Below are 13127 nucleotides of genomic sequence, written 5' to 3'. Positions count from 1 at the left end.
GGCCATGCGTGAACCTGGACCGAGACGGCCGCGTACCTCCGACCATGCACAGGCTTTTGCGCGGCGAGTTGTTCATGCTCGGCGGCTTCGTGGTAGCCGCCGCCGTGACGATCGCGCTGGTCATGCCGCCGGCGATCGATCCCGCGGCCGCCCAGTGGACGCAGACCTCATCAGGGCCGCTCACGGCCGCTGACCGCGATCTGCTGGTCAAGGTACGCCAGGCGGGCCTCTGGGAGATGCCCGTCGGCGAGTACGCCCAGACGCGCGCCGAGTCCCAGCGTGTGAAGGAAGTCGGCAAGTTGATCATGGAAGAGCACATGGACCTCGACCTGATCACGCGTCAGACCGCGAAGAAGCTCGGCGTGGCCCTGCCCGACGAGCCCAACGCCGACCAGCAGAGCTGGATGGCCCAGCTAGCGGCCGAAAGCGGGCCGGCCTTCGACAAGGACTTCGCGAACCTGCTGCGTGCCGCGCACGGCAAGGTCTTCACCGTCGTGGCGGGCGTACGGGCCGGGACACGCAACTCCGAGATCAGGAAGTTCGCCCAGGAAGGCATCAACTACGTGATGCGCCACATGGGTTACCTCGAGTCCACCGGGCTGGTCGATCACAGCCAGCTGCCCGAACCCCCGACGCCCTCACCCGCTCCACCCGTCGCACTGGCGGTTGAAAAGAGGAGACACACATCATGAGTTCCAGACGCATGGCCGCGGCCGTGACCACCCTCGCGGTGGTGGCGGGTGGCCTGGTGTCCGCGGCCGTCATCGGCGTCGGCCCTGTTCTGGCCGACCACTGCGACCCGGCGGAGGCCACCCGGTCACCCTCGGCGTCACCTTCGGCCAGCCAGACCCAGCAGGGCCGGAACCAGAACCAGGACCAGGATCAGAACCAGGACCAGCAACAGGACCAGAACCAGGATCAGGACCAGGGCCAGCAACAGGATCAGAACCAGCAGGGACAGCAACAGGACCAGCAACAGGATCAACAGGGCACCGGGCAGAACGACGACCAGCAGGCGCCCCAGGGCGGCGGCATCGCGCTGCTCGACCCCGCGCAGTCCCCCGAGGCGGACGCCGGCGACGGCACCGGCAACGGCACGGGCGCTGACAACGGCACGGGGGCCGACAACCCCGAGGCCGCGCCGGAGGAGACCGCGAACACGTTCGGGCGCCGCCGCGGCGGCGGCAACCAGTCCACCCGCACGCCCACGCCGAGCCCCAGCCAGACCCAGAGCCCCACCGCCTCGCCCACCGGCTCGGCCTCGCCCTCGCCCACCGCGACAGGCGGCGGCGAGGAGGAGCAGTGCGCCGACCTGGGCCCGTTCCCCGAGGACTTCGTCGACATCCGGCAGGTCGGGCGGGTCAACAACAACGTGCGCTTCAACAGGAACGGCTCGCGCGGCACGTTCGTCTCCCGCTGCGGCACCAACCAGAACGGCCACAACAACCCGGACAACTTCATCGTCGCCCCGGGTGTGAGCAACGGTGCGCACCACCTGCACGACTACGTGGGCAACCTGTCGACGGACGGATTCTCCACCGACGAGAGCCTGGCGGCGGCGGGCACGACCTGCCAGCGGGGCGACCTGTCCACGTACTTCTGGCCGGTCCTGCGGGACCGCAGGTCGGACGCGAACGCCAACGACCCGGACGGCAACGTCGGCCAGGTGCTGCGGGCCCGCTCGGTGTCCCTTGAGTTCCGCGGCAACGCCTCCTCCAGGGTCGTGGCCATGCCGAGGTTCCTCAGGCTGATCACCGGCGACGCGAAGGCCGCGACGAACGGCACCGCCAACGCCAAGGCGGCCTGGACCTGCACGGGATTCCAAAACCGCATAACTTCCGATAAATATCCGCTTTGCCCGCGCGGCAGCCAGGTCGTTCGTATATTGGACTTCCCCAGCTGCTGGGACGGTCAGAACACCGACAGCGCCAATCACCGCACGCACGTGGTCTTCCCCGGCCAGGGCGGCGCCTGTCCGCAGGGCACCAGGGCGATTCCGCAGCTTCGCATGACCCTCACGTACTCCGTGCCGCAGGGTCCGTCCTTCGCCTTGGACGCCTTCCCGGAACAGAAGCACAACCCGGTCACCGACCACGCGGACTTCGCCAACGTGATGCCCGACCGGCTGATGCAGTTCGTCGTCTCATGCATCAACCGCGGTCGCCGTTGCTGACCTGATCGTCGCCCTCTTGGGCAACGCAGCTCTCCGAGTCGCACCCTCACCCGACCTTGGAGGGAAATAGATGCTCCACAGACGACACCCCAGGCACGCCCCCACTCTGCTGGACACCAGGAACGTCCGGCTGGGGGCGAGCGCCTCCATCGCGGCCCTCGTGCTGACAGTGTTCGCGCTGACCAGGACGGAACGCGGGATCGCGCTGCTCGGCCGAGGGGTCGGCTTCCTCGAGTTCTACGCGGGCGTGTTCGCCCTGGTGCTGCTGACCGCGACCGTCGCGCTCGGCCTGCTCACCACGGAACGCGTCTTCCTGTCACCGGCCAACCGGGTCAGGGCCCAGCTCGCCCACCGGGCCACCGCGCTCATCGGGCTGGCTTACCTGATCACGCACATCACCCTCATGATCAGCCTCGGGCACGTGCCGCCGGGGGCGGCGGTCGTGCCGGTCGCCGGGATCGCCGTGGGGCTCGGCACCCTGGCCTTCGACCTGATGGTCGTGGCCGTGGTGACGGGGATGCTCAGGGGGCGGTTCGCGACGCGGACCAGGCCGTGGATGTGGCGGATCCTCCATTCCGCCGCGTACCTGGCCTGGCCGGTCGGGATCATGCACGGACTGACGGCCGGCCGCCCGCCGGCCGGCTGGGTGGCCTGGTCGTACGTGGCCAGCATGGCGGCGGTCGGCGGCGCGCTGATCGTCCGCGTGCTGGCGACGGTCCGCAGGCCGCCGGTCGTGCCCGAGAAGGTCGACACACCCGCCGTGACCGCGCCGGCCGCCATGGGCGTCCCGGCCGAGCGGCCCCAGAAGGCACCGCAGAAGGCTCCCCAGCAGGCCCCCCAGCGGGCCCCGCAGAAGGTGGCGGCCGCAGCCGCCGCCGGGATGCCGAGACCCGTGAGCCTCGCCGAGGCCCGCCGCAGATACCGGGAGGCAGGATGAGCCCGATGGTTGCCCGACCGGTTCCCGCACCTCGCAAGGAGCGCATGTGATTCCGGCCAGAGTGCCACGGGTGTTACGCATGGGTCCGGCCCGGCTGACCGCCGGGCTGGACCACTGCCGTCGCCTCGACCTGCCCGCCCACCGCACCCTCCACGGCGTCGTGGAGCCCAGGGAGCTGGGTGAGCTCATCTCGTACGCCAACGAGGTGGACATGCGCGGCAGGGGCGGCGCGGCCTTCCCGTTCGCCCGCAAGCTGCGGGCCGTGGCCGACGCGGCCCGGTCGGCCGGCGAGTGCGTCGTGCTGGTCAACGGCGCCGAGGGCGAGCCCGCCAGTTCCAAGGACGCCATGCTGCTCACCCGCAACCCGCACCTCGTGCTGGACGGCGCCGTGCTGGCGGCCGAGGCGCTGGGCGCCCGCGAGGTGGTCGTGGCCACGGCGGGCGGCGAGGTGGCCGAGGCGTCCGTCACCGCCGCCGTGAACGAGCGCCGCGCCGCCAACGTGTCCGGCGGAGCCGAGAGCCGGGTCCCGATCAGAGTGGTCGGGATCAAGGAGCGGTTCATCTCCGGCGAGGGCGGCGCGCTGGTCAAGGCCGTGAACGGAGAGGAGGGCATCCCGCCGGGCAGGAAGAAGCGCGCCGCGACGAGCGGCGTGGACGGGCTGCCGACGCTGCTGTCCAACACGGAGACGTACGCGCAGTTCGCGCTGCTGGCCGAGTACGGGCCGGAGAAGTACGCCGAGGTGGGCACCGCCAAGGAGCCCGGCACGATCCTGCTCACGGTCAGCGGCGGAGCGGCCCACGGCGCCGTCATCGAGGCGCCGGCGGGAACGTACCTGTCGGACGTGCTCGGACTGTGCGAGGCGGAGATCGGCGACGGCGTGCTCATCGGCGGCTACCACGGCGCGTGGCTGTCGGCGGACGTCGTCGAGACCGCCGTGCTCTCGCGCGAGGGCATGAAGCAGGCCGGCGCCACGCTGGGCGCCGGGATCATCGTCCCGCTCGGCGAGTCCACCTGCGCACTGGGCGAGGCCGCCAGGGTCGCCGCCTACCTCGCGGCCGAGTCCGCGGGACAGTGCGGGCCGTGCCGGCTCGGCCTGCCCGACATCGCCAAGGCCATGTACGCGCTCGTCGAGGGCACCGGCTCGATCGACGCCGTACGGCGGTGCGTGCGCGGCGTCGAGCGGCGCGGCGCGTGCTTCCACCCGGACGGCACGGCCAAGTTCGTGCTGTCGGCGCTGGACGCGTTCGAGGTCGAGATCGCCACGCACCTGGAGCAGGGCTCCTGCGGCCGTCCCGTGCGCGGGGTGCTGCCGATGCCGGAGCGCGAGGCCGAGGCGCAGTACCGGCTGGAGGTCGACTGGTCCCGCTGCCAGGGTCACGGGCTGTGCGCGCACCTGCTGCCGGAGTTCGTGGACCTGGACGACTACGGGTTCCCGTCGTTCCGCCAGATCCCCGCGTTCATGGCCAAGGACGCGCGGCGGGCGGTCGACATGTGCCCGGCGCTGGCGTTGCGGCTGGCGCAGACCGGCGGCGGCGACCACGGCGGCACCCCGAAACCGGCGGGCAAGCCGCTGCGGCTGGTCAAGGACGGAGTGATGAAGAAGGCGGGAGAAAGCGTGCCGCGGCTTTCCCGTGTCGGCATCGCGCGCGCGTGAATGGACGACGAAGAATGGCGCCTGTTCCGGTTGAGGCGGGTCACATAATGGAGCCTCGTACATAAACGGGCTCGCCGATCCGCACCATCTGGAACAGGCGCTTGGACGCCGTCAGCGGCACGCGCACGCAGCCGTGGGAGGCGGGGCGCAGCGGCACCTTGGTCGAGCCGTGCATGGCGATGCCGCCGACGAAGTACAGCGAGTTGAACATGGAGCCGAGCCGCCCCGTCGTCCAGCCCGGCGCCCGCCGCGAGACGCGGAAGTCGCCGACCGGGGTGATGGCGTTGCCGCAGCGGCCGTCCTCGCAGTAGCGCACCTCGGCGCCGGACGAGATGTGCGTGATCAGCGCGGGCCTGCGGTCGCGGTAGACGGTCAGGAGCTGGTCGCGCAGGTTGATCTCCACCCGGTCCGCGCCGCCGTTCGGCACCAGCGGGCGCCGCCGCGACGGCCGCTCCAGCGCCGTCCACACCCGCGACCCGACCTCGGCCTGCGGCATCAATCTGCGGTGCTTCTGCAGCGCCCAGACCGCCATCTTGGTCTGGTCGTCGTAGACGCCGTTGATCTTCCCGAAGTAGTAGTGGCCGCGGTGCAGCCGCTCCTGCAGCAGCTTGACGGCCTCCCCGCGGGCTCCCGGCCGCAGCACGACGCCTTCCACCTGTCCGGTCGAGTCCGTGTGGTCGGCGGACGCGGGAGCCGGCAGCCCGCAGACAACGGCGGCGCTGACACCAAGGGCGGCTATTGTTTGAAGCTTTATCCTCATAAATCAACGCCTACCCGCACCGCTGAGAATTCATGGCTTTTGTCAAGCAAAGCCCCGGCTAATAACCGGATCCCGCCAATATCGGTTATTTCGTATTTAGGCGTCTCGAATGCGGAGCAACCATCCGCCGCACGCCAGCGCCGCCACGGCCCACGCCGCCGCCACGCCGAGCCCCGCCCACGCGCCGATGGGCATGGCGGGCAGGCTCGTGGTGGCCTGCACGGCCAGCCCCGCGTTCATCGGCGACAGCCGCCAGAGCACGAGCTGCACGTCCTCGTCCTGGATCATCAGGGCGAGCACCGGGAAGAGATAGATCAGCCCCAGCACGGCGCCCGCCGACACCGCCGAGTCCCGCACGGCCGTCGCCACGCCCGCGCTCAGCACCGCGATCAGCGCCAGATACAGCACGGACCCGGCCGCCGCCCGCACCGTGGGCCCGTCGGAGAGCGACAGCGGCGGATAGCCGTGCTCCGGCGTGAAGCCGTTGCCCGGCAGCAGCAGCCGCGCCGCCAGCAGGGAGCCCAGCACACCGAGCGTCCCCGCGGCCAGCGTCAGCCCGGCCAGCAGGCCCGTCCTGGCGGCCAGGGCGGACATCCTGCGCGGCATCGCCGTCAGGCTGGTGCGGATCATCCCCGTGCTGTACTCGCCGCAGACCGCCACCACGGCCAGCAGCGCCACCAGCCCCTGGCCGAGCTGCACCCCGAACAGGCCGATCCGGGTGGCGTCCTGGCCGCAGCCCGCCGACGGGCAGGTCATCGCGCCGGAGGCGGCGGCGCTGCCCGCCACCGTCAGCACCACGATGCCGAGCAGCAGCCGGCCCGGCCCCGCCACCGTGCGCAGCTTCGTCCACTCGGCGTGCAGTTCGCGCCTCACGCGTCCCTCCCGTTCAGCCGGCGCACGGCCAGGCCGAGCGCGACGGCCGCCCACGCGCACAGCACCGCGAACCCGCCCCACGGCGGCAGCGGGAAGTACCCCATCGCGGGCACGTAGTGCGAGATCACCTGCTCGTACTCCGGCACGCTCTGCTGGATCGCGAACCCGGCCGCCGGGGTGAGCCGCAGCAGCCACCGCGAGACCTCGTCGGGCAGGATGGACGCGGTGCCCAGCACGTACGGGACGACCAGCACCACGATCGCCGCGATGACCGCCGGCGCGCTGCGGCGGAACAGGGCGCCCAGCGCGAGGGCGAGCACGGCCGACACCGCCAGCACCCCCGCCGCGCCCGCGATCACCCGCAGCTCCGTGAGCGTGCTCACCGGCAGCGTGAAGATCCCGTTGCCGCGCAGGATCCGCACCGCCAGCGGCACCGTAACGCCCGCCCCCACCAAACCGGCCGCGAACGTGGCCGCGCCCACCACCGCGGCCTTGGCCACCAGCACCCGGCCGCGCCGCGGGCTCGCCAGCAGCGTCGTGCGGATCAGCCCGCGCCGGTACTCGGCGGTCACGAACAGCACCGCCACCACGATCGCCACGACGAGCGCGATCAGCGAGCCGGTCAGCGTGCGCTCGACGGTGCCCTCGGCCGTGTTGGGGGCGATGTCGCCGGTCCCCGTGACGGCGAACGTGCCGCCGTTCCTGGCGAGCCCGCCAGGGTGGTGCGGGGTGCCGTCCGCGTCGTACTCCACGCCGATGTCGTTCTGCTGCCACTTGCCGGACGTCGCGCCGCCCACGGTGACCTGGTCCATCAGCGCGGCGACCTCGCTGAATCGCCCCGCCGTGGCCGTGCCGCCGAGCGGGTTGGTCTCCACCCGCACGTCGGGGGGCGAGGCGGCGAACAGGCCGACCCGCACCGTGGCGGGCAGCCCCGCCAGCCGGGCGGTGCCGACCCTGGTCCACCGCTTGCCGTCGGACGACTCCTCGCCGACGATCGTGTCCCGTTCGCGGCTCAGTCGCAGCCAGCGCGGCGACTCCGCCGACACCTTCCCCGGGCTGCCCGCCACGTCCTGCGTGAAGTCGTGCTGCATGCGCACGCCGTGCGCGCCGGTGACCATCACCGCCGCGTACGAGGCCCCCTGCTCGGTGCTCGCCTTGACCATGAGCCCGGCCTTGGCCCAGGGCACCACGCCGGAGACGACGTTCCGCACGCCGAGGGTCGCGTCGGGCAGGCGGATCCGGCCGGTCATGGAGCCGACCCGGGCGGTGATCACGCCGTTGCCGTTCAGCGGCATGCTGACGAAGTAGAAGCGGTCGTCGACCGCCGTGCCGTCCGGGCCCGTCGGCGGCTCCGGGCAGGGCACCTCCACCGGGCCCCTGCTGCACGAGGAGTGGCTGCCGGTGGCGAACAGCAGGCCCAGCCCGACGACGGCGAAGCAGACCACCGCCATGCCCGCCACCCAGCCGCGCACCGTCCGCAGCTTCGTCCACTCCGCGAGCAGCACGTGCCGGAAGCTCATCGAGCCGCCCCCTTGTACTCCACCGCGTCCCTCGTCAGCTCCAGGTACGCCTCCTCCAGCGTCGCCCGGTGCGCGCTCACCTCGGAGAACGGCACCTGGTGCGCGCCCAGCAGCCGCACCACGCCCTCGGCGGGCAGCCCCGACACGACCAGCGTGTCCCGCTCGCCGGCCGCCGCCGTCGCCCCGGCCCCGGCCAGCGCCGCCATCGCCGCCGACCTCTCCGTCGTGCGCAGCGTCACCCGGTCACGCGACGCCGAGGCGATCAGCTCCGACACCGCCAGGTCCGCGACCACCCGGCCGCGCCCCGCCACCACGAGCTGGCCCGCCGTGTCCTCCAGCTCGCTCATCAGATGGCTGGACACCAGCACCGCCCGCCCCTCCCCCGCCAGCGACCGCAGGAACGCGCGGATCCACACGATGCCCTCCGGGTCCAGCCCGTTGAACGGCTCGTCCAGCATGAGCACCGGCGGGTCGCCGAGCAGGGCCGCGGCGATCCCCAGCCGCTGCCGCATGCCCAGCGAGAACCCGCCCGCCCTGCGCCTGGCCGCCCCGGCCAGCCCCACCTGGTCGAGCACCTCGTCCACGCGCCGCACGCCCAGCCCCTGCGAGTGCGCCAGCCACAGCAGGTGGTTGCGCGCCGTGCGGCCCGGCTGCAGCGCGCCGGCGTCCAGCAGCGCGCCGACGTGACTCAGCGGGCGCGACAGGCTCCGGTACGGCCTGCCGCCCACCAGCGCGCTGCCCTCGTCGGGGGCGTCGAGGCCCAGCACCACGCGCATCGTCGTGGACTTGCCCGCGCCGTTCGGCCCGACGAAACCGGTCACCTGGCCCGGCAGGACCGTGAACGTCATCCCGTCCAGCGCCCGCGTCCGGCCGAACCGCTTGCGCAGGCCGGTGACTTCGATGGTTGCTTCCATGAGCAGGCACACTAGGCAGCGGGGGCCCGCCGGTCGTCACGCCTGGGAGCGATTGTTCGGATCACTCCCGCCCGCGAGCGGCCGTCCCTCCTGGGAGGGATGCCGTGCCGGGGGATGGCGGGAAACAATGAGGGTCGTGGAGCGAGCGTACGGGCGGGCGGTCGGGGCGGGGTTCGTCCGGCGGCTCGCCGGCGCCCGGTACGTGCCTGTCGTGCTCCTCGCGTTGCTGGCGCTGGCCGGGGTGGCGCAGGCGATCGCGCAGGCCGGGCCCGGCAGCTTCGCCCTGTCCCAGACCGAGGTCGTGCCCGTGATGGACGGCTCGGCGAGCGCGCCGATCCAGACGAGCAGGCCCCTGCCTGCGGACGTCGCCGATGAGAACCCGCGGGTGCGCGCCGTGGCCCTCCCGCTGCTCGCGCTCGCCACCACTCTCCCCCTCGCCCTCCTGTGGACCCAGCCCGTCACCGCCGGCCTGCTGGTCACGGGCGCGAGCCTGCTGTCGATCACCGCCTTCCACACCTTCACCCCCGCCGGCCTGATCGCCCAGCTCATCGCCGCCTACCGCTTCAACGGCCCGCCCTGGCGCGCGGTAGCGCTCACCGTGCCGTTCCCCGTCCTCACGGTGCTGCTGGAGGCGTCCGGCCGGTCCGACGGCTCGATCCGCCTGCTCGTCCTGCTGCTCGGCTGCCTCGCCCCGGCCGCCGCGCTGGCCGGGATCGCCCGCCGCGCCCGCCACCAGGCCAGAGCCGACACGGCCGCCCGCCAGGTCATCGCCGACAGCCTGCTGGAGCACACCGCCCGCGGCGAGCGCGCCCGCATCGCCAGGGAGCTGCACGACGTGGTCGCCCACCACATCTCCATGGTCGCCGTCCAGGCCGAGACCGCCCGGCTGGCCGTTCCCGGCATGCCCGCGGCGGGGGCGGAGCGGCTGCTGGCGATCGGCGACACCGCCAGGTCGGCGCTGACGGAGATGCGCAGGCTGCTCGGCGTGCTGCGTGAGGACGCGCAGGCCGAGACGACCTGGCATCCGCAGCCCGGCCTGCGCCTGGACGAGCTGAACGAGCTGCTCGACGAGGCCAGGGACGCCTCGGGGAGCAGCACCCGGCTGATCCTGCGGGGTGCGCCGGTGGAGCTGGATCCGGGGGTGGAGCTGGCCGCGTACCGGATCGTGCAGGAGGCGCTCACCAACGCCCGCCGCCACGCGCCGGGGGCCGCGGTGGACGTGGAGCTCGACTACACGGGCGAGATCTTGCGAGTGCTCATCCGCGACAACGGCCCCGGCCCCCGCGACGCGGCCGACGCCGCCGCCGCGCCCGGCGATGCGGGGCGCGGGCGGGGCGGTGGACAGCGCGGCAGGCAGCGCGGCGGCGAGGACGGCGGCCAGATCGGCGGCCAGTGCAGCGGACAGACCGCCGGACAGACCGCCAGGCATGGTGGCGGGCGGGGCAGCGGCCAAGGCAGCGGGCCGGGCGGCGGGCCGGATGGCGGGCCGGATGGCGGGCCGGATGGCGGGCCGGATGGCGGGCCGGATGGCGGGCCGGATGGCGGGCCGGATGGCGGGCCGGATGGCGGGCCGGATGGCGGGCCGGATGGCGGGCATGGCTTGCCTGGCATGCGGGAGCGGGCGGCGGCGGTCGGTGGGGAGCTGCGCGTCGGGCCCGCGCCCGGCGGCGGGTTCCTGGTCGAGGCGCGCCTGCCGGGCAGGGACGCCGCGTGATCCGCGTCGTCATCGCCGACGATCACCTGGTCGTCCGTACGGGGTTCGCCGAGCTGCTCGACACCCAAGCGGACTTCGAGGTCGTCGGCACCGCCCCCGACGGGGCGGAGGCGGTGCGGGTGTGCCGCGAGCTGTCCCCCGACGTGGTGCTCATGGACGTGCGCATGCCGGGCATGGGCGGCATCGAGGCCACCCGCCTGCTGGCGGGCCCCGGCGGGCCGCGGGTGCTCATCCTGACGACGTTCGACCTGGACGAGTACGTCTACGACGCGCTGCGCGCCGGCGCCAGCGGCTTCCTGCTCAAGGACGTCACGGCCGAGCGGCTCTTCGAGGCGGTCCGCGTGATCGCCGGCGGTGAGGCGCTGCTGGCTCCGGCCGTCACCCGCCGCCTGATCAGCGAGTTCGCCCGCCTGACACCCCGCCCTGCCGGTCCTGGCGCAGCCCTGTCGGCGCTGACGCCGCGCGAGACGCAGGTGCTGCGACTGGTGGCCGAGGGGCTGTCCAACCTGGAGATCGCCGACCGGCTGGTGGTGACGGAGGAGACGGTCAAGACCCACGTCAGCCGCGTGCTGAACAAGCTGGGCCTGCGTGACAGGACCCAGGCCGTGGTGACGGCGTACGAGTCGGGGCTGGTCGTCCCTGGAGAACGCGGCTGACCACCCCCCGGCTCAAGGCGTGAGCGCGGCCTCCGTCTGGGAGGACTGGCAGGCCGTGCGGCGGTACCGGCCGGGGGCGACGCCGTACTCGCGCTTGAAGGCGTTGGCGAACGCGAACTCCGACGCGTAACCCACCTGGGCGGCGATCTCGCTCAGCGGCGCGTCGCTCTCGCGCAGCAGCCGCCCGGCGCTGGACAGCCGCCACCACGTCAGGTACGCCAGCGGCGGCTGCCCCACCAGCACCCCGAACCGCCGCGCGAACGCCGCCCGCGACAGCCCGGCCCGCGCGCCCAGCTCGGCCACGGTCCACGGCCGGGCCGGGTCGCGGTGCATGGCGTCGAGCGCGGCGCTGACGGCGGGGTCGGCCAGCGCCGCCGACCAGCCGGTGACCTCGCAGTTCCCGTGCTCGGCCACGAACCAGGTGCGCAGGATGTACAGCAGCAGCATGTCGAGCAGGGACGAGACGATCGTGTCGGCGCCCAGCCCGGGGCGGTTCATCTCGGCGCCCAGCAGCTCGACGGCGGCGCGCACCTCGGCGTGCAGCCCTGGCCCCGCCGGCAGGTGGATCAGCTCGGGCAGCTCGCGCAGCAGCGGGTGGGCGCGGCTCGGGTCGAGCCGGTAGCCGCCGCACAGCAGCACCGTGGCCGCTCCGGGCCCCTCGTTCGTGGCCGTGGCGAACAGGCCGGCCTCGTCGGTGTACGGGTCACACTGCGGGTCGGCGACCGGCGTGGACGGGCTGTCGGCGATGGCGTAGCCGTGGCCGTGCGGGAAGAACAGGACGTCGCCCGTGGACAGCGCGATCGGCGGCTTGTCCGGGGGCAGCAGCCAGCCCGACCCCCGCAGGACCACCTGGAAGCCCGCCGACCCCGGCGCGGCGGGGAACCGCTGGCCCCAGGGGGCGCGCCACTCGACGCGGGCCGATCGGGGCCGCCCGGTCCGCATGACGGAGATCACGTCGCTCAGCACGTCCATGTCGAGGACTCTAACGTGCGAGACGCTGACGTATGAATGGAAGACCTGAACGCATTGGCCATCTTCCGCGTCCTCTCTAGGGTGGCCAAGGTGAAACGAATTCTGGTGACCGGGGCGACCGGCACGGTGGGGCGGCACGCGGTGGCGCTGCTGCGGGAGGCCGGGGCTGAGGTCGTGGCGCTGAGCAGGCGTACCGGCGATCTGCGTGACCTCGCGGCGATGCCGTCGCTGGACGGGGTGACGGCGGCGCTGCTGGTGTGGCCGTTCGACACGGCCGAGGGCGCACGGGAGGTGCTGCGGGAGAGGCTGGCGGGGCGGCGGGTGGTCTACCTGTCGTCCGCCGCGCGGCGCGGGGCCGAGCGCGAAGTCGAGCGGCTGGTCGAGGAGACGGCCGGCGAGTGGACGTTCCTGCGACCGCACGCGTTCGCGGCCAACGCGCTGCGGTGGGCGCGGCAGGTGCGGGCGGGCGTGGTGCGGGGCGCTCACGGGGCGGCGGGCATGCCGGTGGTGCACGAGCGGGACGTCGCGGCCGTCGCCGTACGGGCGTTGCTGGATCCGGGGCATCACGGGGCCGCCTACGAGCTGACCGGGCCCGAGACGATCTCCCAGGCGGATCAGGTGCGGATCGTCTCCGAGGTCACCGGGATCCCGGTGCGGTGGGAGGATCTCGCGCCCGAGCAGGCCAGGATCGGGCTCCTGGCCGAGGGCTGGCCGTCCGGCGTGGTGGAGGAGGTCCTGCGGGCGCAGGCGGCGCTGGTGAGCAGGCCCGCGTTGGTGACGCCGGTGGTGGAGGAGGTCACGAAGGCGCCGCCGCGTTCGTTCCGGGAGTGGGCGGAGCAGCACGCCGGCACGTTCCGCACCGTGGGAAGTGCCGCCGCGCGCCCGGCGCAGGTGGGCAGTGCCGCCGCGCGCCCGGCGCAGGTGGGAAGTGCCGCCGCGCGCCCGGCGCAGGTG

The 13127-nt window shown here is 73.4% G+C and carries 12 protein-coding genes; 7 read left to right on the top strand and 5 right to left on the bottom strand.

The genetic code is table 11. The features are described from left to right. Nucleotides 1-56 precede the first annotated feature (56 nt). The 4 genes from ABD331_RS50115 (at nt 57) to ABD331_RS50100 (ending at nt 4764) form a co-directional block, all read left to right on the top strand. Nucleotides 57-692 carry a DUF4142 domain-containing protein gene (locus ABD331_RS50115; protein WP_344492651.1) on the top strand — a complete coding sequence of 212 codons (636 nt, stop codon included), beginning with the start codon at nt 57-59 and terminating at the stop codon, nt 690-692. After that, a complete protein-coding gene (locus ABD331_RS50110; RefSeq protein ID WP_344492648.1) occupies nt 689-2173 on the top strand; it encodes a DUF1996 domain-containing protein in 1485 nt (494 codons plus the stop codon). The genes ABD331_RS50115 and ABD331_RS50110 overlap by 4 nt, the downstream gene beginning before the upstream one ends. Before the next feature lie 70 nt (nt 2174-2243). Further along, entirely contained in the window at nt 2244-3110 is an 867-nt protein-coding gene (locus tag ABD331_RS50105; RefSeq protein ID WP_344492645.1) for a ferric reductase-like transmembrane domain-containing protein, read from the top strand. 79 nt (nt 3111-3189) lie between these two features. Beyond that, a complete protein-coding gene (locus ABD331_RS50100; protein ID WP_344492909.1) occupies nt 3190-4764 on the top strand; it encodes an NADH-ubiquinone oxidoreductase-F iron-sulfur binding region domain-containing protein in 1575 nt (524 codons plus the stop codon). A 40-nt stretch (nt 4765-4804) separates the two neighbouring features. Here ABD331_RS50100 and ABD331_RS50095 read toward each other — a convergent pair whose 3' ends face one another. The 4 genes from ABD331_RS50095 to ABD331_RS50080 form a co-directional block, all read right to left on the bottom strand. Continuing rightward, nucleotides 4805-5407, bottom strand: coding sequence for a L,D-transpeptidase family protein (locus ABD331_RS50095; protein WP_344492642.1), 603 nt, complete (start codon nt 5405-5407; stop codon nt 4805-4807). Nucleotides 5408-5620: 213 nt separating this feature from the next. Further along, the gene (locus ABD331_RS50090; RefSeq protein ID WP_344492639.1) at nt 5621-6397 is read right to left on the bottom strand and encodes an ABC transporter permease; all 777 of its coding nucleotides are present in this window, start codon (nt 6395-6397) and stop codon (nt 5621-5623) included. After that, nucleotides 6394-7917: an ABC transporter permease subunit gene (locus tag ABD331_RS50085; RefSeq protein WP_344492636.1), complete on the bottom strand. Its 1524-nt coding sequence runs from the start codon at nt 7915-7917 to the stop codon at nt 6394-6396. The genes ABD331_RS50090 and ABD331_RS50085 overlap by 4 nt, the downstream gene beginning before the upstream one ends. Further along, nucleotides 7914-8831 carry an ABC transporter ATP-binding protein gene (locus ABD331_RS50080; RefSeq protein WP_344492633.1) on the bottom strand — a complete coding sequence of 306 codons (918 nt, stop codon included), beginning with the start codon at nt 8829-8831 and terminating at the stop codon, nt 7914-7916. The genes ABD331_RS50085 and ABD331_RS50080 overlap by 4 nt, the downstream gene beginning before the upstream one ends. 136 nt (nt 8832-8967) lie before the next feature. Between ABD331_RS50080 and ABD331_RS50075 the strand changes: the two genes are divergently transcribed. Both ABD331_RS50075 and ABD331_RS50070 read left to right on the top strand, forming a co-directional pair. Beyond that, the gene (locus tag ABD331_RS50075) at nt 8968-10545 is read left to right on the top strand and encodes an ATP-binding protein (RefSeq protein WP_344492630.1); all 1578 of its coding nucleotides are present in this window, start codon (nt 8968-8970) and stop codon (nt 10543-10545) included. Further along, nucleotides 10542-11201, top strand: coding sequence for a response regulator (locus ABD331_RS50070; protein WP_344492627.1), 660 nt, complete (start codon nt 10542-10544; stop codon nt 11199-11201). Before ABD331_RS50075 ends, ABD331_RS50070 begins: the two co-directional genes overlap by 4 nt. Before the next feature lie 12 nt (nt 11202-11213). On the opposite strand, the gene ABD331_RS50065 is transcribed toward ABD331_RS50070, so the two are convergent. Beyond that, entirely contained in the window at nt 11214-12173 is a 960-nt protein-coding gene (locus tag ABD331_RS50065) for an AraC family transcriptional regulator (RefSeq protein ID WP_344492624.1), read from the bottom strand. Nucleotides 12174-12263: 90 nt separating this feature from the next. Here ABD331_RS50065 and ABD331_RS50060 point away from each other — a divergent pair. Then, nucleotides 12264-13127: NAD-dependent epimerase/dehydratase family protein (locus ABD331_RS50060; protein ID WP_344492621.1), on the top strand; the 864-nt coding region annotated here is incomplete at its 3' end.

This window comes from Nonomuraea monospora, assembly GCF_039531895.1.
In the GTDB taxonomy this organism is placed as follows: Bacteria; Actinomycetota; Actinomycetes; order Streptosporangiales; family Streptosporangiaceae; genus Nonomuraea; species Nonomuraea monospora.
This window is presented reverse-complemented; position numbering and strand designations above follow the sequence as displayed.